Below are 19583 nucleotides of genomic sequence, written 5' to 3'. Positions count from 1 at the left end.
CGGCCAGCTAATCAACAGTGAGCTAAGCTTAGCGGAGACAGTCAGAATCGTTGTGCTGTGTCAGTAAGATTGGCCGGCGTACTTAGCCGCCTAATCTTACCGGGCGATTCAAAGACGTGGGCTATCGGCTTTGAATCGAAGCCCCAGACCGTCCTTTGGCTGGGGCTGTCCCGCATAGCACAACGGTTCTGACTGGCGGAGCAGTAAAAATTTAGGATCGCTTATTTTGAGTTGCAAAAAGTACGCTGAGCATTAATCATCATCAGCGTACTTAAACTTAACTATTCAAATTTAGAAATTTCAATGGCAACCCGTTGACCAAACTTGGCCTGCAATGCCGCTTGTACCGTCGTCACTGTGCCGTTAAAGACGAGGCTTATTTCTCGATGTGAGTTTAGGATGAACTTCACGATTACCCGGGTTTTCTTTTCAATCGCCGGAATCGTTGGAATCGCCGCAATTTCAATGCCGGTAATCTCCTCAAACTTAATCGTTCGCCGGAACCAGGCGCCTGGTAAGACGAGTTTGTGCGTGGCAACGCCACCCGTCCCCATCATAATGTTGATCAACATGAATAGTGACCAAAACAATAGATCACCAAAATTTGTCAGGCCACCGGTCGTCCCAGCACCCCAGATGACTAACAAACCGGCAACAACTAATTGTCCCCATCGATATTTGGAACGAATCTCTAATTGTGACTCAACGCCAACATTTCGAATCGCTATGAAAGCTAATATCCCGTTTAAGATTAACATGTGTCGTTCACCTCACTTCTACCTTATGTCCTTCATTGTAACAATCATTCACGTAGAAGTAACCCCAGCTGTTTCTGTTTACGCCTTAAATAATCAGTCCTAGACTCATGAAAACGACGAAAGATAAGCAAATAATACTGGCATTCTTAATGGCTAAGATAAACGTTTCACGTTTGACCTGCTTGTGCATGAACTGACGCGTATTTTTCAGCACTGGAATCACGCTTAACAATGTCAATAAGCTCAGCTTAGGTAATACCCCTAGCCAAACCGCTACCATTAGACAGATGTAGCCGGCAATATAACTCCAAGCAAATACTTGCAACATCACCGGCTTGCCTAAATAAGACACAATCGTATGACGGCCCAGTGCAATATCCTCGTCCATATCACAAATGTTATTCGCCAGCATAATATTTGAAATCGCAAAAATGGCTAACCCTGCGGAAATTAACACATTAAAGGTTGACTGCCAAGTAATCGGCGCGAGCTCATAAGTATTAATATAAACGGCAATCCAGAAAATCATAAAGCCCATTGTGAAGCCCGAGAAAAATTCACCGAATGGTCCAGATGAAATTGGTTTCGGTCCCCCAGCATAAAAATAACCGACAGCGTAGGAATAAATCCCCATCCAGAGTAACGGCCAACCAGTCTGAGTCACGAGCCAGAGACCTAGAATCAGTGAAATGCCACCCAGTCCGAATGTCAACGTCCGGGCCTGTTTGATGGAAATTTGATTGGCACCAACAACATTAGTATCTTCCAAAAATTCTTGGTTGGCGGCGTCACGTGGCGCATGCAAGAAGTCTTGATAATTATCATTGGCATTGGTTGCCATATGAAATAACGATGAGGCAATGAAAAATAAGACGAGATAGCCTAAATGCACTTGATGATAGTTATAGATGGCATACAAACTACCTAGAACGAACGGCAGGACACTTGCAATGAGTGATTTTATTTCCACAAACTCCAGAAATACTTTTGGTTTCAAGAATAGACTCCCCTTTTGATTGACAAGCTTTCAAGTGTTTTGTACCTTTAAGTTAGATTGTATTTTAGAATGCGTGGGGCTGCAAGTTTTGACACACCCCCACCAACGGGGTGAACAAGCATGATTCAGAATATCTGGCAACCAAATACACCAGTATATCAACAGTTAAAGGCGCTAAAGCCTTACCTTTTAGCGCAAGTTCAAATTAATAATCCCGCGATCAATGACCGCGTCCACGAACTTTTAGCTGCCGGGGGAAAATTTTTGCGGCCTGGTTTTTTTTATTTATTTAGTCAATACGGCACCGATCAAAATCCTGAACGACTACAGGCGGGTGCCGCGGCGATGGAACTATTACACGTTGCCACACTGATTCACGATGACGTCATCGACGAAGCCAAGGAACGTCGGCACGTCACGACGATTCATCAAGACTACGGCCAACGAAACGCAATATACGCTGGTGACTTACTCTTCACCTGTTATTTTGATCAAGTCTTGATTGCCGCTTTGACTCGTGACGATGTTAAACGCAACACCGCCGCAATGCGTGGCATCTTGCAAGGGGAACTAGATCAAATGGCCCATAACTTCAAACCAAGCACCACGTTGACGGACTACTTAACCGTCGCTGCTGGCAAAACCGCTCGCCTATTTAGTTTAAGCTGCGAACAAGGCGCACACTTGGCCCAAGCTCCGGCTGAAATTGTTCAACTGGCCCAACAGATTGGCCACCAACTTGGTCTCGCCTACCAAATGCTGGATGATATTTTGGACTATGCCGGTGATGAAAAACTCACGCACAAGCCAGTTTTGACCGATTTAAAAGAAGGCGTCTATTCCTTGCCATTAATTTACGCGTTGCAGGCTGATCCAAGTCTGGCACAACAACTACCAATGCCCGGCGCTGCGGTTAACAACGACCAACTTTTGAATATTCGTGATCAAGTGATTGCGTTAGGCGGCGTCACCAAGGCGCAACAACTGGCCACCAGTTACACCCAGCAAGCGTTGAGCTTAATCAATGATCTCCCCGCTGGTGCGACCCAACAAACCATTCGTCGGTTAGTTACGCAATTACTCGTTCGAAATCATTAAACTTAGTCAGATTGGTAGGAAGTTATTATGACGAACACCCTCTTAAGCGAGTTACAAAGAACCGTTTGTTACACTGAGTTGGTTTACCAACGTGTCAATAAGAAACTCAAGACTCAGCTCACTCAAACCGAGATTGAAGCCTTAGTTGATCGACTTCTTGCTGACGTGACCAGTTCAGTTGAAAAACGCGGCAAAAATTATTACGTCACTAACCAACACACGCAAGTTCAGTTAGTCATTAATTCTTTCAATTCACGTTTGATTACGGTTAATGCCCTCTGACCCAGAAACTAAAGCTGCCAGGTTGAGACTGTCGCGAACGTCTATTGTCCAATAGCAAGTTTTAACCTTCAAAAGAGCTAAAAAATGTGTAAGCACTCGACTAACGAGCACTTACACATTTTTTTAATTAGCCACTGAAAATTGAAGACATACACAGGAGTATAAATACTGTCATTTCAGTAACAGATACTTCTAAACTAGAAATCGTAGCGTGTTCCGTCAGTCAAAACCGTGGTCCACTGCGAGGTAACCAATTTATCAATACAGCACCACAGTTCAACCGGTCATCACTAAAATTAATTAGCTGCAGGTTGGGACTGATCACATGCGGTCCCACGACCGCATGTGATCAGTCCCAACCGGAAGCGGCCAAAAATCGTTTATTCGTGACCCTGATCCAAATCATATAACCGTTTAAAACGTGGTGCCGTCGCATAGAGTTCCTGCGGCGTCCCGGCCATATCGAACTGTCCGGCTTCTAAGAAACGAACCTGATCGACATAGTTGATGCCAGCCAAATGATGTGTGACCCACAAAATCGTCTTGTCTTGTAAAACTCGGAAAACCGTTGCAAGCAGATGCGCTTCCGTAATCGGATCAAGACTAACGGTCGGTTCATCTAGAATAATAATTGGCGCATCCTGTAACAAGATCCGCGCTAGCGCGATTCGTTGACGCTCACCGCCAGAAAAACGGGCGCCACCCTCTTCAACGATCGTCTCATAGCCATCCGGTAAGCCATCAATCAATGGTGCCAGCTCAACCGAGGTCAGTGCGGCTTTAACTTCCGCATCCGTCGCATCTGGATTACCCATCCGGACATTATTCATGATTGACGTGTTGAATAAGTAAGGTTGCTGATCCAGCACACCGAATAAGGTTGCACGTTCATTTTGTAGCCGGCTAATCGGCACATCATTCAATTGCACACTCCCATTAGTCGGTTGTAAGTCGCCCAAGATTAACTTGAGTAACGTACTCTTTCCAGTGCCAGAAGGCCCTAGTAAGGCCAATTTTTCACCCGCGGTTAAGGTCAAATTCAAGTGCTTAAAAATTTGGTGATTAGCTTCCGCATACTGGAAATCTAAGTCGGCAACTTGCAACTGACTAAAGGATTCCGTCAAAACCGTTTGATCGGTTTCATCCGTGGGTGTGGTATCCAAAGCATTGACCCGCCGAATCGACCGCTGATAGCTGGGCCATTCACTGACTCCTTGGCTAACCGATTGGAACGCGTCCACTAACGGAAAAACGGATAGTACGAACGCGGCAATCCAATTTGAACTGGCCTTATCAGTCGTCCAATAGAAACTGCTCCAAATCAGTAAAGCAATACAAATGACGCCGAATAACAGTTGAATCGTAAAATCACGCCACCACTGGAACCGATGATCAGCCCGACGTAAGCTTGCAATTTCATCAATGGGCGCCGTTTGCCGATCATTAAAATCAGTTTGACGACCAGAAATCAGCCAGTCACCTAATCCCATGACCGCATCCGTGAGTTGCGTGTAAAAAGTCTGTTGGATTTTACGACTTTGCGTCTCACGGGCGCCATTCAGCAAAACTGACCATAATGGCATGACAATCACGATTAGTCCAAGCATGAGAAACATCAAGAGTCCGAACCACCAGCTGAAATAGCCGAGCGCAATGACAATAATCAGATACATCATCCAGGCAATGACCGTTGGAAAGACCGTGCGCAAGTAGAGGTTTTCGATATGGTCAATGTCATCCGCTAAAATACTGAGGACGTCACCCGTTTGAAAGTTCTGACGAATCGCTACGGCATGCTTAGCAACCGCTTGATAGAGCTTTTTACGAAAATCTGAAACGATACGTAGAACCCAATTATGACTCGTAATTCGCTCTGCATAACGAAATGCTGGTCGACCAATCCCAAAGGCCCGCGTTAAGACAATTGGCACATAAATCATCAAGATATTGTACGGATGCCGTGCGGCTTTGCTGATCAAGTAACCCGAGTTAAACATCAACGCCGAGCCACAGAAAAATGTCATCAACCCAAGAAATAACGTTAAGGCTAACAGTTTTTTATACTTTCGCAGATACGGCATCACCCAAGTATCGTGCTTAAAAGTTGCAAAAAAGGCTTTCATTAGATGGCACCTACCATTTCATCACGTAATCGAACGTACGCCCCATTGTGAGCCGCAAGTTCGGCTGGGGTTCCTTGTTCAACAATCTTCCCATGATCCAGGACCAGCACATAATCCATTTGATTGATCCAATGTAACCGGTGGGTCGCAAAGAAGACCAAATGATTCTCAAAAACCGGTAAAATCGTTTGCTTTAGGGCCGCTTCCGTTTCGATATCCAAATGGGCAGTCGGTTCATCGAACAACAGAATTTTGCGTGAACTATCCAAAAAGGCCCGGGCTAATGCAATCCGTTGTGCCTGTCCACCACTGACACCGCGGGCACCTTCACCGATTTGGGTCGCCAAACCATCTGGTAGCGTCTCGATCCAATCGGTCAAGCCAGCCTTAGCGGCCGCCTGACCAATCGCAGAAATTCCCGCTTCTGGCTGATAAAACGCAATGTTTTCTGCCAGTGTGGCATGGAATAAGTAGGGATTTTGCGGAATATAGAAGAAGCTCTGTTGCCAAGCCGTCTGATTAAGATGGCTAACGGCTTGACCGTTAACCTTGATACTCCCCTGATCTGCCTCGGGCGTCAAAAAACCGCCTAATAAGTTAATCAGGGTTGATTTACCAGAACCGGACGCGCCAATAATCCCAATGCGCTGGTACCCTTTGGCAGTGAGGTCTAGCTGGCTTAACGCTGGCTGCTCGCCATCATAGCTAAAATTAACTTGGCTCAAACGCAAGTCACTATCAGCTTGCCAATCCAACGGTTGCGTGCCTAATTGGTCGCGATGAGTCGGAACTGGTAGCGCCAACATTTTTTGCACATCAGCAAACGCATTTTTACCATTCAACGTGGCATGGTAGTCACTGGCAAACGTCCGTAATGGCAGAAAATAATCTGGTGATAAGACTAGAATCACTAGCGCGGGCAGTAGACTGATGGTGCCATTGACTAAGCCAAAACCTAAGAAGACCGCCACCACCGCAATCGACAAGGTGGTGAAGAAATCCAAGGCAAAAGTCGATAACATGGCGACTTTAATGACCGCCATCGTTTGCTTACGATACCCTTCACTCACCCGGTACACATTTGTGGCGTAGGATTTGCTTAAGCCTAATTGCTTCAAGGTCGGCAAGCCACGCAAGGTATCGACGAAATGATTTGACATCCGTTGATACCCAACATATTGCTTATCTGCTTTAGCTTGGGCTGCGTAACCAAGAATAATCATGAAAACAATGATCAATGGAAAAATAGCTAATAAAAATAAGGCTTCCCGCCAACGTAACCAAGCGATATAAATTAAGATGACCCAAGGAATGACCATCATGTCGATGACCTTGATCACGACGAGCATCAAATAGGTTTGCACCTTATCAATACCTTCCAATGCCGTCGTTACGACATTACCGGTCCCGGTTTTAGCAACATAACTCGGTCCCAAGCGATACAGTTTTTGCATCACTTGACGCCGCATGTCGCCACTAGTTTTCTCCACAATTGGATACATCAATCGGTTTTTAAAGACAACTAACAATTGACGTCCTGTCCACGCAATTGCAAAGATCAGCATTGGTTGGACAATCGTTGCGAGTGTCTGTAAGTGCCACAATCCCACGATTGCCAGGGATAGAAATTGAGCCTGAATAATAATACAAATTCCCTCAACGACCGCCAACAGTCCTAAAATGACCGTTAACCGTCGCATCCCGGGAAGTTTAAATAGCGCCGGATCAAACATCTCCGTCACCCCCGCTTAAAATATTAAAAGGCCGCGACTTGGCACTCGGCCAAGTCACGACCCTGTTCGTGCAATTTAATTGTACCACCGCTTTAATGATTTGGTGGTTAAAACTCATTTAGGAGGCTAAGCGTTTGTAAAAGACCCAGTAACTCCAAATGAAGTAGACGAGCATAATTGGCAGCACGCTTAGCGCAATCACTGTCATCAAATGCAAGGTGTACGGTGAGTTAGACGCATTCTTAATTAAAATACTGTTAACCGCATTGTTCGCGACCATGACTCGTGGGAACAAGCCATTGAACAAGAGGACAACCACATCAATCAAGGATAAGCCACTGCTAATAAAGGATAACCATTCGTGGTTCCCGTAAACGCCCCAAGTGGCTAAACAAGTCAATACGACCAAGGCAACGACCAAAATCAAAGTTGAAATTGGTTTTTTCGTAAAGAAATCGGTATTGAAATACAAGAGAATCGCAAAGACCACTTCACCGGCAAAGAGGACCCAATATAATGGTTTCGCCCACTGTAATGCCCGCGCACGCAAAGTACCGGTCGTCTTTAGCCGAATAAAGTTTAACCCATGGAGGTAGCAGAGTAAGGTCACAGCGACCCCACCGACAATCGAGAACAAGTTCACGTAATCAGTAAAGTGAGCCGTCATATCACCATGCGCATCAATCGGCATCCCTTTGACCATCGCCGTAAACATCATCCCAAACAGGAATGCTGCCAAGAAACTGCCAATTGCAGCTGCCCATTCCCAGAAGTTCCGACCGGCATCGCTTTCCATTCGACTACGAAATTCAAACGAAACACCACGCATAATCAAGGCAACCAAGATCAATAACAGAATTAGATAGAACCCTGAGAACAAGGTCGCATACCACATTGGGAATGAGGCAAACATCGCTCCACCAGCCGTAATCAACCAAACTTCGTTGGCATCCCAATGCGGACCGATGGTATGAATCACAACGTCGCGTTCAGCACGCGTCTGAGCCAAACTCTTGATCGTCATCCCAACGCCAAAGTCGAACCCTTCAAGGAAGAAGAACCCACTAAACAGCACGCCAACTAGGACAAACCATAATAATTGTAAGTTACTCATGACTGAGCGCCCCCTTACCATAAGGATCATATGGTGCGTCATCAGTTGCTTTTAACAGATCATCTGGCCCCTCATGTAAGGCACGCCGTGATAAGACAATCATGACAATCCCTAAGCCACTGAAGACGCAGAAGTAAACGATATTAGAAATCAATAAGGACGCCACACTGACATTCGGTGAAACCGCGTCGGCAATCGTCAAAAGACCATAGACAACCCATGGATAACGACCCAATTCAGTAATCAACCAACCTGTTGTATTTGCCGCAAATGGTAAGAACGTACAAATCCCTAAGACCCATAGGAACCAGCGTTGACGAATGATGAGGTCTGAGCTAGCACGATTAAAGAGCAAGCCAATAATCGCAATCAGCGCAAAGACCCCGCCAGAAATTGTCATCACCCGGAAGCTCCAGAACAAGGTCTTCGTTGGCACGTAGTAATTCATGTTCTTGCCAAACTTTTTATCATATTTGGCATGGAATTCCTTGTTCAACGTATTTTGACCCTTAACGTTCCCAGACAACTTATGGTAACTCAAAATATCCAACACATATGGCACATCAATCGACCAATTCGTCTTGTGATTCTGAGTATCCATGCTTGAAATAACCGACCATGCGGCTGGTGAACCGGAGTCCTTGTACAGACCTTCAGTAGCGGCAAACTTCATCGGTTGTTCTTTAATGATGTAACGCGTTTGTAAATCACCAACGGCAACGACACCAATCGTCGCCACTAAGCCAATAATCAAGCTGACTTTGAGTGACTTACGGAAGAAGTTGACATTCTTTTTCTTGAGCAATGAGAATGCCGCCATCCCAGCAACGACAAACGACCCAGTTACGAATGCCCCAAACAAAACATGTGGTAATTCAACCCAAAGTTGTGGATTCTTGATGACCGCGCTAAAACTCGTCATTTGTGCCCGACCAGTTTTGGCATTGATCATGAAGCCCACTGGATTTTGCATGAAACTGTTCGCTGCTAAAATCCACATCGCTGAGATCATCGTCCCAATCGATGTTAACCAAATAAACGCTAAATGGATTTTGGCGTTGAACCGATCCCAACCAAACATCCAAAGACCAATAAACGTGGATTCCATGAAGAACGCAACTAACGCTTCAATCGCTAGTGGCGCCCCAAAAATGTCACCCATAAAACGTGAATAATCAGACCAATTCATCCCAAATTGGAATTCCTGAATAATCCCAGTAACAACCCCAACCGCGAAGCTAAGTAAGAAAATCCGTCCCCAGAATTGCGCCATATGTTTATAAAGAATATCCTTCTTCACAACATAAACCGTTTCCATAATTGCAACAACTAGTGCTAACCCGATTGATAATGGCACAAAGAAGAAATGAAACACCGTGGTCATCGCAAATTGAAAACGAGCTAAGGAGATAATACTTAATCCGAGATTCATAGTGGTCCCCCCTTTTTATTAAACTAGTTGGTTCACCTGCGTAAGCGGAACCAATCGATTCACCCCTATCATATCAACTGATAAGTGAAATTTCAATCAATCTCAACTTTTATTGTAAAAATAGTCAAATACCCTAATTTTCAAACCCGCGTCAGTCCTCATTAATCAGTTTGTTAGTTGACAGTTATTGACGCCTAAATCGTGTTTGAGCGCTGAAATAGCGCCGGTTTGAATAGTTTTACACAAACTGACAATCCGGTGATTTTTCACAAAACACCGCTATATCAGCGTTTTGTCAATCATTTCAAGTCGGTAATTGTTACAGCTATGAACAAATGCCCCCGTTCACTGAAACCTACCCCATTCGTTCACAAATCCTTGCGTAAATTGAACTAAACGCATTTTCACATGGTATATTCATAATGTCGAATAGAATAAATTATTAAGAGGAGTAAGTATATGAATCGAACAACTTCGGGGATGTCCACCACCCATTTCAAAATGTTTAAGTCCGGGAGACGCTGGGTGTACGCTGGTATCACGATGGCTGGCTTAGGCAGCGGTTTAATGTTAACGACCAACGCCTTAGCAGCAACCAATGCCCTCACCGCCACGGCGGCACCAACCACCCTAACGACGCCAACTGCCACCCAACCAACAACGGGAACTAATCCGACTACCGCGGCCGCAACTACTGCCGCTGAACCAGCAACTGAGTCGGCCACGACGACCGCGCCGTCAACAACACCAACCGTCGCTCCTGACAGTAACACTGCCCAACAACCGACCACTGCAGCGGCAACTGAAACGTCACAGCCAACCACGGCCGCGGCCGAGGTGACTGATCCCACTAGTGAACAGCCGACAACCGCAGCAAGTGTGGCAGCACAATCAGCTGCCACCACCGCACCAGCGACGGCTGCACGACCGGTCGCCGCCAATCCACATGGACCAGTTTACACGACTGACGACACACAACTTGATAACCATGGCACCATCACTGTGACTAGCAATGGTCCTTATAGCGTCACTTGGAAGAGTGTCGATACAACGACCAAAACCGTGACTAAAACTGTCACGCTCGACGTTAGCGATATCGTCGCCGCCGTCCAAGATTTAGGGGCCACAGCTGAAAACAGTCCCCAATTACCAGCAGTTAAAGCCAAACTAGACGAACTGATCAACAATCTGACTGAACTGCCAACTGACATTGCCAGCAAACTCGTTGGTAAAGCCCTCTATCAAGTCGCCTTCACTGGTTCAGGTTCGCAAGCGCTTTCTAAATTTCGGACACTACTGGATCCTAGCCGCTATGCGGTATCAGATTTTTGGACCGGGTTAGATCCTGTGGCCTATGCCGCTGATCGGGCCGCTTCTGAAACTTACTATCCAGCGGCAGTGGCTTGGTATCAAAACGTTGCGAAAGAAACTTGGGAACTACCAGAATATAATGACCCGACGCAGTTCGTTCGCGCCACCTATATTCAAAATGGCGACTCAACTAAAACAGTCGTCATCGGGCAAGGCTGGACTGAAGAACCTGACTGGATCGGTTACGTTTCTAAAATTTGGTATGACTTAGGCTATAACGTCTTAATGCCAAGTCAGCGTGGCCAATTTTTGAGCGATGGCAACGATATTACTTTTGGTTACCAAGATAAATATGATTGGCTTAACTGGGTTAAAAAAGTGGATGCCCGCAATGGGGCCAACAGTGAAGTGGTCTTCTACGGTCAATCACTGGGTGCCGACACCGTGATTGAAGCAGCATCCGTTCCCGGCCTCTCCAAATCAGTTAAGGCGGTGATTGCCGATGCCGGCTACGCCACAATGCCTGGCCTTGGCAGCACCCTTTATCAGAGTGCGATTGCGGCTGTCTCAACTAAGCTACAATCTTTTGGCCTGCCCGCAATCACGAGTTTGCCATTCCTGTCTTATGATAAGATTTTGGGTGAAATCAACAACGAGTTACAAGCAAAGCAAGGTTTCTCGTTAGCGGATATTTCCGGCGTGACCGCGGCTAGCCAAGTCACCGTCCCATTAATGTTGATTCATACCGAAGACGACAGTTTTATTCCTTATACTAATTCATTGCAATTAGCCGCGGCCAATAATTCTAAAATCAAAGAAGTTTGGATTTTACCTGGCCAAGTTGGCGGGCATGCCATGGCTAATGGTGCTGTTTTGCAATATACGGCCCATTTGACCTCATTTTTAGCTGAGGCACTCGGTAGCGATGAAACACCAGTCGTCTTACCCGAAACTGAAGATGAGACCCTCGATGACGCCACCGCCCCGACCGATGTGGATACTGGCGAGGTCGTTAGTCCTGACCAAACGACGACAACGACAGTTGAAAATAACGGCACAGCTGAGACAACCCCCACGGTCGCCGCTGACGATCTCAACAGTAATGCCACGACAGGCACGACGATCAAGGCGCAGTCAGACGCTGCCGCAACTCACGAAGCCGCACGGATGGCGGCACAAAAAGCCACAATCAAAGCCGCTTTAGCACAAGTTGACGGTTCATTAGTGGCAAATGATCACAGTGGCTCGACCGTGATAGCCAGCTTACTTCGAGACACTACTGTTGCTGGTGATCACACGAGCGTCGCCGTTGTTCCGGTTCACGCGACGCTAGACGCCGGTCACACAGCTGCTCAGCCGGCTAGCACCCAAACGGCTGCAACCACCGCTGTCTTGCCGCAAACTGATGACCAAACCCAAACCGGTCTCGCCGCTTTAGGCGCTAGTCTGGTGGCCATGGCCGCTGGCTTATTTATTGGTTTGCGCCGTCGTTTTGCAAGAATCTTTAGTTAAGCGACTACTCACTTCGATTGACTTTCAGTTAATCCGTGCTATATTTAAAAGCATTAACCAGAGAAGAGGCTAACGCATGACTATCGGCACAAAAGTGACCTTTAAGCTTGAAGGTCAAGACTTTACAGGTGAAATCGCTAAAGCCTATGTTAATTCTTATTTGATTACGTTTGAAAGCACTGATCCTGAAATTGTGGACAAGTACCACAACAAGGTGATCATTAGTCAAAAGCAATTTACAGCAGTTAACTAAAAAAGCGGATTTGAGGACTGACCTCAAATCCGCTTTTTTAGTTTTACCAAGACATTGAACGACTTAACCATTAGCGCGCCTTCAAAAATTGATGAAAAAATTGAGAAATTAAAATAATTACAACCACCCCGATGAGTGCTAACCAAAACTGATGCGGGCCGAAAAACAGCCACAGAAAAATCACAACCAATTCTGTGCCAAAGATTAAATAGTTCATACTTGCTTGCCACCTTAGTTTTCTGAATGATGCTCAGAGTAAAAAAGGATTCCTCATGTCAGAACAGACGTGCTAAATTCGTCCTGTACCGTGCTGATACCGTAACAAGGCTCCACCAATCAGTGGCACTAAAACTCCAGCCAGAATGGCCTCGGGTACCCCATTGGTGCCAACAATTCCCAAAATATACGGCATCAATTTGCTCAGATTAACTTGATAAAACCCAGCCGCCGCATGCCGATACAACGTGCCAATTAAGCCCAGAACTAATAACGTATTCGTTAATGACCCAGCCACGCCGGCAAGCGTCAAGCTGAGTGGTGTTGAAACCCGTTTTTTAAGCATAATGAAAACCCAGCCGGCTACCACGCCAATCAAAATCCGTGGCACTACCGAAACTAATGGATTTGTAAAAACTAACGGTGCGAGTGCACTGGTTGGCGCAATGAATGCCCTAAGCCAATCAATCAACCCCCACGCGGCACCGACAATTGCGCCATCTTTTGGTCCTAAGACCACGGCCGCCACAATCACCGTCACATGAATCGTCGTCAAACTTAGGCCTAAAATTGGAATGTAACCAAAAAATGGGACAACATTTTGAATAATAACAATGGCAATTAAGACTGCCAAGATACTAATATGATATGCGTTGGACCTTCGCCGCATCCGTGATCCCTCCCAAAATGATTCGCCGTTAAGAATAAGCTCAATTATAGCATGTGATGAAAACTGACACTACAAAAAACGAGCCCTACTGGACTCGTTTCTTGGCTCAATTTTAGTTGATTAACTATAGGTTGAAAGGACAAGAGAACTTGTAAACACTGTCATATAGGCAACAGGCACTTCCAAATTAGTGGTAATTCCGCTTCAGCAGACAGAAATCGCTGTGCTATGGTGGGACAGTCGCAGCCATAGTGCGGTCTGCAACTTCGATTTAAAGCCGATAACCCACGTCTTTAAATCGCCCTGTAAGATTAGGCAGCCAAGACCGCCGGCCAATCTTACCAACACAGCACAACGATTTCTGCCTGCTTCCGCTAAACCTAACCTAAAAACAGCTAAATTAGCTGGAAGTCGCCGCTGATGGCATCGGTCGTGAAGGTGGCGTTGGGTCGGCATGTTTTTTGCCGGCGTTACGCCACGGACGGTCCGGGACACTTGCGATTTGTGCAAGGGTTCCGGGCGAGGGCCAAGACGTTTCTCAGGCTTGACCCGGTCTCACGGCCGCATGTTATCAGTGGCGGCTGGAAGCAATCAGTAGCAAACACCAACTTATTTAGTCTCTTCTTCACGCAATTCTGCCCGAATTCGTGAATGATGATAGCTATAAATAAAGTAGATAATAATGCCAATCGTAATCCAGATACCAAACATCTGCCAAGTGAAAATTTGTAAGTTAATCATCAAGTAAATGCAGGCTAAGAATGAGACAACCGGCAGTACTGGATAAAATGGCACTTTAAATGAACTATTGATTTGTTGTAATGATTCATGTTTGCGTAGGAAAACCACGCCAATTGACACCATCGCGAACGCGAATAAAGTCCCAATATTCACCAATTCCGCAATCTTATCCAATGGAATCACCGCGGCAAAAATACTAGCAATCACGCCAAAAATCCAAGTGCTTTTAACGGGAACCTTCGTTTTTGCACTCAAGGTCCGAAAGGCTTTTGGTAACAAGCCGTCACGACTAATTGCAAAGAGCAAGCGCGTGCCGCCGTAGAGCATCACAATCAAGACGGTCGTCATCCCGACTACCGCGCCTAATGACACAATTCCGGCAGCCCAATTTTGATGAATCACGGCCAAAGCATAAGCCACTGGATCACCGACATTTAATTTTGTGTAGTGAACGACACCGACCAAGACAGCCGCCATTGCCACGTACAAAATCGACGCTACAATTAGCGAGCCAATAATCCCAATCGGCATGTCACGTTTCGGGTTCTTAACTTCCTCTGACGCAGTTGAGACGGCATCAAAACCGATATACGCATAAAATGCCAACGAAGCCCCTTTGACCAAACCGTGCACCCCATGTGGCATGAACGGATGAAAATTGGCCGGCTTAACGAAGAAGATTGCGACGCCAATAAATAGCACAATCACGAGAATCTTGACCACAACCATGATTGAATTGACCCGTGTCGACTCTTGGACCCCACCGACTAATAGTAGTGAGATTGCCAAGACGACCACAAACGCAATCAAATTGAACCCGGCATGTGGTGCGCCGGCAGTCCCAGCGGCGGCGGACAAAAATTCTGGCAGCTTGATGCCGAAACCACTGAGTAGATTTTGAAAATAGGCGGACCAACTCACGGCCACCGATGACACCGCAAATAAATATTCTGAAATCAACGACCAACCAAGAATCCAAGCTAAAAACTCACCAAAAACCGTGTAAACATATGTATATGCACTCCCGGCCAATGGAATCGTCGAAGCAAATTCAGCGTAACATAACGCTGCTAACGAACAAACCGCCGCGGCAATGACAAATGACAGCATCGCAGCTGGACCAGCGTATTTTGCGGCAATAATACCGGGCGTAATAAAAATCCCGGAACCGACAATCGCCCCCACGCCCATCATGGTTAAACTAAAGGCATCGAGTGACTTCGCTAATCCGCCCTTATTAAAATTTGCGGGATTCACTGGTTTTTTAACCAATAACCGCTGAGATGCTTTCATCAAATGAGTGCCTCCTAATTAAATTCTTATTAATATAACGTTGTTAATTTTATTGATTTTCTGCACATTAGTCAAGTAAATCCGGCTATTATTTCAAAAAAGCCTTAATGAAAGCGCGTTATTGTGCGATTTTAGTCAATTTAGCTAGATTGAACAAAAATCAATCGTCACGCTAAGATTTGGACACAAAAAAGGACTCAGCCAAATTCGGCGAGTCCTTTTTTAATTTAGTTTTAATTCTAGATAAATTGAATCAAGGTCATCAAGATTGGTACCACGATGATGAACAAGACCGTACTTGTCGTCACCACATTTGTGGCGTATTCAACATCGCCATGCGCTTCATTCGCCAAAATTGGCAAAACAGCGAGCATTGGTGTTGCCGATTGCACAATCAAGGTTTGTGAAGCCATGGTTGGGAAGCTGGCACCAACGTTACCAGCAACCATGATCACCGCAATCATCACGATTGGTGATAAGACGAAGCGACCAATCAAGGCAACCACCGTATCGCGGTCAAACTTGATACTGCCTAGGCCAGCATCCGCTAACACGATCCCAATATAGATCAATGACAGTGGTGTGACCAAGTTACCAACATAGGTCAACGTTGAGTTAACGAACGTAATCTTCAAAATCGGAATGTTCAATAACAAGAAGACCAAGGCAACGATGAACCCAACTAGTGGCATTGGGATAACTTTCTTCCAGTCGATCTTGTTGTGCGTCTTTTCCTTTGGCTTCGTTGGATCATCGTTAGAAATTAAGAAGACCCCGAACGCCCAAGTCGAAACAGTGTTCACAATATAATAAACTAAGAAGTAAGTCATACTCTTTTCGCCGAATAACGCGATGTTCAAAGGTAAGCCAATGAAAATCGTATTGGCGTTGACGACCGCATTGATAAAGATCCCTTTACGGCCGGGACGAATTTTCATAATCTTGACTAAAGCGAAGGCAATCAAGTAGCCGATAATAACGGCAATGAAGGCGTACGCTAAGTAGCCAGAGAATGAGCCTAATTGATCCCGTGTCAAACGACTTAATACTGACACGAAAATTGAGGCTGGCAAAGCAATATTCTTAATGAATTTTGAAATATTCCCCGCAAAACTATCTGCGAACCAACCGGTACGACGTAAGATAAATCCAAGGACCATGATCAAAACGACCACGAGCACACTTTGGATAGAATTCCATAAAACAGCCATGAGTTTTCAGTCCCACTTTCAACTTTTTTAATCATCAAATCGCTCTCTCAGGCGACCACTAATTATTTATATTCAGGAACCCACTTCATGTCAGCAACAGCTTGCTTGGCACTTGCGATCGGTTCTTTGTTGAGCTTTTGGTCGAGTACACTTTGTGCAACGACTTCAGCCAATTTTTGTGAAAATTCAGTAATTTTCGCAACTGGTGGTAAGACAGCCGCACCTGGCTTAGACGTATCAACGATGCCACCTAAAGCATGGCAAGCCGCAGACAACGTTTCACTATTCAAGACTTTGGCGGTTGACGCAATTAAGCCAAAACCAAGTCCCGGATACATGAGGGCGTTGTTCCCTTGTCCGATTTGGTAAGTCACACCCTTGTAGTCAACGTCGTCAGCTGGAATACCAGTTGCAACTAAGGCCCGGCCATCCGTCCATTTGATCAAATCTTCCGCTTTAGCTTCAGCCAATTTGGTTGGGTTTGATAATGGGAAGATAATTGGTCGATCCGTATGCGCAGCCATTTCCTTAATAATGCTTTCCGTAAAGGTTCCAGGTTGGGTTGACGTCCCAATCATAACCGTTGGATGAACGGCTTTAACAACGGCTTCTAAGTTGGTTAACTCGTCGGCATTGCTAAATTCACTCCGTGAACGGGTAAAACCTTTTTGAGCTGGGGTTAAGTCTTCGGTATCATCGAAGAGTAAGCCTTGCTTGTCAACCGCATAGAAATGTTGCTTCGCTTCAGCTTCAGTCAAACCAGCTTGCATGAGTTCGTCCATGATTTGAGTGGCAATCCCCATGCCGGCAGTCCCAGCACCGAATGATAAGATCTTTTGGTCTTTGATACTTTCTTTTGAAATATTCAAGGCGCCTAAGATACCGGCTAAAACAACCATCCCAGTCCCTTGGATATCATCATTAAAGGTCGCAATCTTGTCTTTATACTTGTCCAAAATTACTTGGGCATTTGAACGACCGAAGTCTTCCCAATGTAAGAGTGATTCTGGGAATAATTTTTGTTCAGCTTCAACAAATTTGTCGATAACGTCATAGTATTGGTCACCATAAACACGTTTGTGCCGGTTACCAAGATACATTGGATCATCCAACAACTTTTGGTTGTTAGTCCCAGCATCAATGCTAACAGGTAAGACTTGTGATGGGTCGATACCGGCAGCGGCCGTGTAGACCATTAATTTACCAACGGCGATGTCAACCCCGTTGACACCCCAGTCACCCATGCCTAAAATACCTTCTGCATCCGTCACAACGACCAAGCGAATATCGCGACCTTCCGCAGCGTTCTTCAAGGTTGCTTCAACGTCTTCCGGCGCATCGACAGAAACAAAGGCGGCATTTTGTGGGTCTAAGAATAATTGATTGTATTGTTCGATTGAATCAGCCACAACTGGATCATAAACGATTGGCATGAATTCAACGACATGTTGATCCATCAAATGATAGAATAATGTCCGATTTTCATTGAATAAGTTCATTAAGAAAAGCCGTTTTTCCAAACGTGTCGCTTTGCTTTGGAATTGACCATAAGCTTGGGTAGTTTGTTCTTCAATTGTTTGGACCGCAGCTGGTAAGGTCCCAGTTAATCCTAATTGTTGGCGTTCAGCTTTCGTAAACGCCGTCCCTTTATTTAAAAATGGGTTATTTAAAATTGTATCAGCAGTTTGAGTCATTCTTAATTCCTCCATTTTTTTGGCTAATAAGTTAAGTGAACGAATTGACATCTCATAAGTTACCGTCTGTCATCACGTTCGGTCAAAACAATGCCCTTATTAATTTACAAACAACAGTTTAGCGCGTGGTAAAACATATAGTCAAATCTATGCTATGATATAAATATTATTTATAAGGGTACTATAAACGTTGATTTTAAAGGAGTTAAAATGAACACAAAAGACTTGGACTATTTTCATCAATTAATTTTACAAAAAAACTTTTCGAAAGTTGCCAATTTTTTTAATGTCAGTCAACCGACGATTACCACGGCACTCAAACGCCTCGAGACAGATTTCAACACCAAATTAATGATTCGCGATCGCGTTCACAACGAACTAACCCCGACGGCTAGTGGCGAGCAATTAGCTGAACACGCGGAAATTATTCTGCGCCAGCTTAACATTGCTCATCAAGAAATTCATAATTTAACCCAGCAACAGATTGTCTTAGGGCTACCACCAATTATTGAAAACCACTATTTTCCAAAAATTGCGGCTAAACTGGCTGACAATGAGCTCTTAGCCAGTATTCAGACTGTTGAAGGCGGCTCAATCGCCTTGCGTGAAGCTGTCCGTAATGGTCGCGTCGATATGGCACTGCTTGGTTCCGTCGAACCCCTCTCCTATCAGACCCTGCTGGCAGAAGAATTCGACCGACAACCCTTTAGCATTTTTGTCTCACGCGACCATCCATTGGCTAACCGCAAGCGGCTGTACTTTAGTGAACTTCGGCATGAAGATTTTGTGTTCTTCACGAGTAACTTTGTTCACAACAACGCGTTCAACAAACTGACTCGTCGCAATCATTTTCGACCAAACATTGTTTTTCGGTCAAATGACACCCATGTGCTCATGAAGCTCATTGCCGAAAATGTCGGCGTCGGCTTTTTAACTAACGTGGTCGATCATTATAATGATCATGTCGTTCGATTAGAACTACTTGATGATGAACAACCTGAGTTCATCACTAGTATCGTTTATCGCACCTCACACATTTTGACACCCTCACAATTACAACTTTTAACGATTTTACACAGCACCCTCGAAACAGATTAGCCGTGCTGCTGTGTTATAGTTGAACCAACTAAGTAGGAGGAATTTAT

The 19583-nt window shown here is 45.3% G+C and carries 16 protein-coding genes; 5 read left to right on the top strand and 11 right to left on the bottom strand.

Features of this window, described 5'->3' with window-relative positions; all coding sequences use genetic code 11:
- Positions 1-281: 281 nt before the first annotated feature.
- Both FFM74_RS01795 and FFM74_RS01790 read right to left on the bottom strand, forming a co-directional pair.
- The gene (locus tag FFM74_RS01795; RefSeq protein WP_137624917.1) at positions 282-758 is read right to left on the bottom strand and encodes a hypothetical protein; all 477 of its coding nucleotides are present in this window, start codon (positions 756-758) and stop codon (positions 282-284) included.
- Between the two features lie 85 nt (positions 759-843).
- Positions 844-1755, bottom strand: a complete 912-nt coding sequence (locus FFM74_RS01790; protein WP_137624916.1) for a 1,4-dihydroxy-2-naphthoate polyprenyltransferase — start codon at positions 1753-1755, stop codon at positions 844-846.
- Between the two features lie 120 nt (positions 1756-1875).
- Between FFM74_RS01790 and FFM74_RS01785 the strand changes: the two genes are divergently transcribed.
- Together FFM74_RS01785 and FFM74_RS01780 are read left to right on the top strand one after the other, a co-directional pair.
- Complete coding sequence (locus FFM74_RS01785) at positions 1876-2853, top strand: polyprenyl synthetase family protein (RefSeq protein ID WP_137624915.1); 978 nt, start codon at positions 1876-1878, stop codon at positions 2851-2853.
- A 27-nt stretch (positions 2854-2880) separates the two neighbouring features.
- Positions 2881-3135 carry a DUF3781 domain-containing protein gene (locus tag FFM74_RS01780; protein ID WP_171000621.1) on the top strand — a complete coding sequence of 85 codons (255 nt, stop codon included), beginning with the start codon at positions 2881-2883 and terminating at the stop codon, positions 3133-3135.
- 380 nt (positions 3136-3515) lie between these two features.
- On the opposite strand, the gene cydC is transcribed toward FFM74_RS01780, so the two are convergent.
- The 4 genes from cydC to FFM74_RS01760 form a co-directional block, all read right to left on the bottom strand.
- Positions 3516-5258: a thiol reductant ABC exporter subunit CydC gene (gene cydC, locus FFM74_RS01775; protein WP_137624913.1), complete on the bottom strand. Its 1743-nt coding sequence runs from the start codon at positions 5256-5258 to the stop codon at positions 3516-3518.
- Positions 5258-6991 carry a thiol reductant ABC exporter subunit CydD gene (gene cydD / locus FFM74_RS01770; RefSeq protein WP_137624912.1) on the bottom strand — a complete coding sequence of 578 codons (1734 nt, stop codon included), beginning with the start codon at positions 6989-6991 and terminating at the stop codon, positions 5258-5260. Before cydD ends, cydC begins: the two co-directional genes overlap by 1 nt.
- A 118-nt stretch (positions 6992-7109) precedes the next feature.
- Complete coding sequence (gene cydB, locus FFM74_RS01765) at positions 7110-8105, bottom strand: cytochrome d ubiquinol oxidase subunit II (RefSeq protein WP_137624911.1); 996 nt, start codon at positions 8103-8105, stop codon at positions 7110-7112.
- Positions 8098-9537, bottom strand: coding sequence for a cytochrome ubiquinol oxidase subunit I (locus FFM74_RS01760; protein ID WP_137624910.1), 1440 nt, complete (start codon positions 9535-9537; stop codon positions 8098-8100). Before FFM74_RS01760 ends, cydB begins: the two co-directional genes overlap by 8 nt.
- A 459-nt stretch (positions 9538-9996) precedes the next feature.
- Between FFM74_RS01760 and FFM74_RS01755 the strand changes: the two genes are divergently transcribed.
- Together FFM74_RS01755 and FFM74_RS01750 are read left to right on the top strand one after the other, a co-directional pair.
- The gene (locus FFM74_RS01755) at positions 9997-12360 is read left to right on the top strand and encodes a KxYKxGKxW signal peptide domain-containing protein (RefSeq protein ID WP_137624909.1); all 2364 of its coding nucleotides are present in this window, start codon (positions 9997-9999) and stop codon (positions 12358-12360) included.
- Between the two features lie 76 nt (positions 12361-12436).
- On the top strand, positions 12437-12613 hold the full coding sequence (locus FFM74_RS01750; protein WP_137624908.1) for a hypothetical protein: 177 nt from the start codon (positions 12437-12439) through the stop codon (positions 12611-12613).
- Positions 12614-12683: 70 nt separating this feature from the next.
- On the opposite strand, the gene FFM74_RS13585 is transcribed toward FFM74_RS01750, so the two are convergent.
- The 5 genes from FFM74_RS13585 to FFM74_RS01730 form a co-directional block, all read right to left on the bottom strand.
- Positions 12684-12830: a hypothetical protein gene (locus FFM74_RS13585; RefSeq protein ID WP_171000620.1), complete on the bottom strand. Its 147-nt coding sequence runs from the start codon at positions 12828-12830 to the stop codon at positions 12684-12686.
- A gap of 72 nt (positions 12831-12902) precedes the next feature.
- The gene (locus FFM74_RS01745; protein WP_137624907.1) at positions 12903-13499 is read right to left on the bottom strand and encodes an ECF transporter S component; all 597 of its coding nucleotides are present in this window, start codon (positions 13497-13499) and stop codon (positions 12903-12905) included.
- Positions 13500-14108: 609 nt separating this feature from the next.
- Positions 14109-15533 (bottom strand): amino acid permease, encoded by a 1425-nt coding sequence (locus FFM74_RS01740; RefSeq protein WP_137625030.1) that lies wholly within the window; start codon positions 15531-15533, stop codon positions 14109-14111.
- A gap of 239 nt (positions 15534-15772) precedes the next feature.
- Positions 15773-16744 (bottom strand): AEC family transporter, encoded by a 972-nt coding sequence (locus FFM74_RS01735; protein WP_137624906.1) that lies wholly within the window; start codon positions 16742-16744, stop codon positions 15773-15775.
- 62 nt (positions 16745-16806) lie between these two features.
- The gene (locus FFM74_RS01730) at positions 16807-18453 is read right to left on the bottom strand and encodes a malolactic enzyme (protein WP_137624905.1); all 1647 of its coding nucleotides are present in this window, start codon (positions 18451-18453) and stop codon (positions 16807-16809) included.
- Positions 18454-18648: 195 nt separating this feature from the next.
- Between FFM74_RS01730 and FFM74_RS01725 the strand changes: the two genes are divergently transcribed.
- On the top strand, positions 18649-19536 hold the full coding sequence (locus tag FFM74_RS01725) for a LysR substrate-binding domain-containing protein (protein WP_137624904.1): 888 nt from the start codon (positions 18649-18651) through the stop codon (positions 19534-19536).
- Positions 19537-19583: the final 47 nt, after the last annotated feature.

Source organism: Lactiplantibacillus pingfangensis (assembly GCF_005404945.1).
Taxonomy (GTDB): domain Bacteria; phylum Bacillota; class Bacilli; order Lactobacillales; family Lactobacillaceae; genus Lactiplantibacillus; species Lactiplantibacillus pingfangensis.
Note: the sequence above shows the minus strand (reverse complement) of the source record. Positions and strands in the feature narration are given on the sequence as shown.

Coding starts and splice junctions, on each gene's coding strand:
- FFM74_RS01750 (WP_137624908.1), top strand. CDS start 12,437: ATGACTATCGGCACAAAAGTGACCTTTAAGCTTGAAGGTCAAGACTTT.
- FFM74_RS13585 (WP_171000620.1), bottom strand. CDS start 12,830: ATGAACTATTTAATCTTTGGCACAGAATTGGTTGTGATTTTTCTGTGG.
- FFM74_RS01760 (WP_137624910.1), bottom strand. CDS start 9,537: ATGAATCTCGGATTAAGTATTATCTCCTTAGCTCGTTTTCAATTTGCG.
- cydD (WP_137624912.1), bottom strand. CDS start 6,991: ATGTTTGATCCGGCGCTATTTAAACTTCCCGGGATGCGACGGTTAACG.
- FFM74_RS01740 (WP_137625030.1), bottom strand. CDS start 15,533: ATGAAAGCATCTCAGCGGTTATTGGTTAAAAAACCAGTGAATCCCGCA.
- FFM74_RS01735 (WP_137624906.1), bottom strand. CDS start 16,744: ATGGCTGTTTTATGGAATTCTATCCAAAGTGTGCTCGTGGTCGTTTTG.
- FFM74_RS01755 (WP_137624909.1), top strand. CDS start 9,997: ATGAATCGAACAACTTCGGGGATGTCCACCACCCATTTCAAAATGTTT.
- FFM74_RS01725 (WP_137624904.1), top strand. CDS start 18,649: ATGAACACAAAAGACTTGGACTATTTTCATCAATTAATTTTACAAAAA.
- FFM74_RS01785 (WP_137624915.1), top strand. CDS start 1,876: ATGATTCAGAATATCTGGCAACCAAATACACCAGTATATCAACAGTTA.
- FFM74_RS01795 (WP_137624917.1), bottom strand. CDS start 758: ATGTTAATCTTAAACGGGATATTAGCTTTCATAGCGATTCGAAATGTT.
- cydC (WP_137624913.1), bottom strand. CDS start 5,258: ATGAAAGCCTTTTTTGCAACTTTTAAGCACGATACTTGGGTGATGCCG.
- FFM74_RS01730 (WP_137624905.1), bottom strand. CDS start 18,453: ATGGAGGAATTAAGAATGACTCAAACTGCTGATACAATTTTAAATAAC.
- cydB (WP_137624911.1), bottom strand. CDS start 8,105: ATGAGTAACTTACAATTATTATGGTTTGTCCTAGTTGGCGTGCTGTTT.
- FFM74_RS01780 (WP_171000621.1), top strand. CDS start 2,881: ATGACGAACACCCTCTTAAGCGAGTTACAAAGAACCGTTTGTTACACT.
- FFM74_RS01745 (WP_137624907.1), bottom strand. CDS start 13,499: ATGCGGCGAAGGTCCAACGCATATCATATTAGTATCTTGGCAGTCTTA.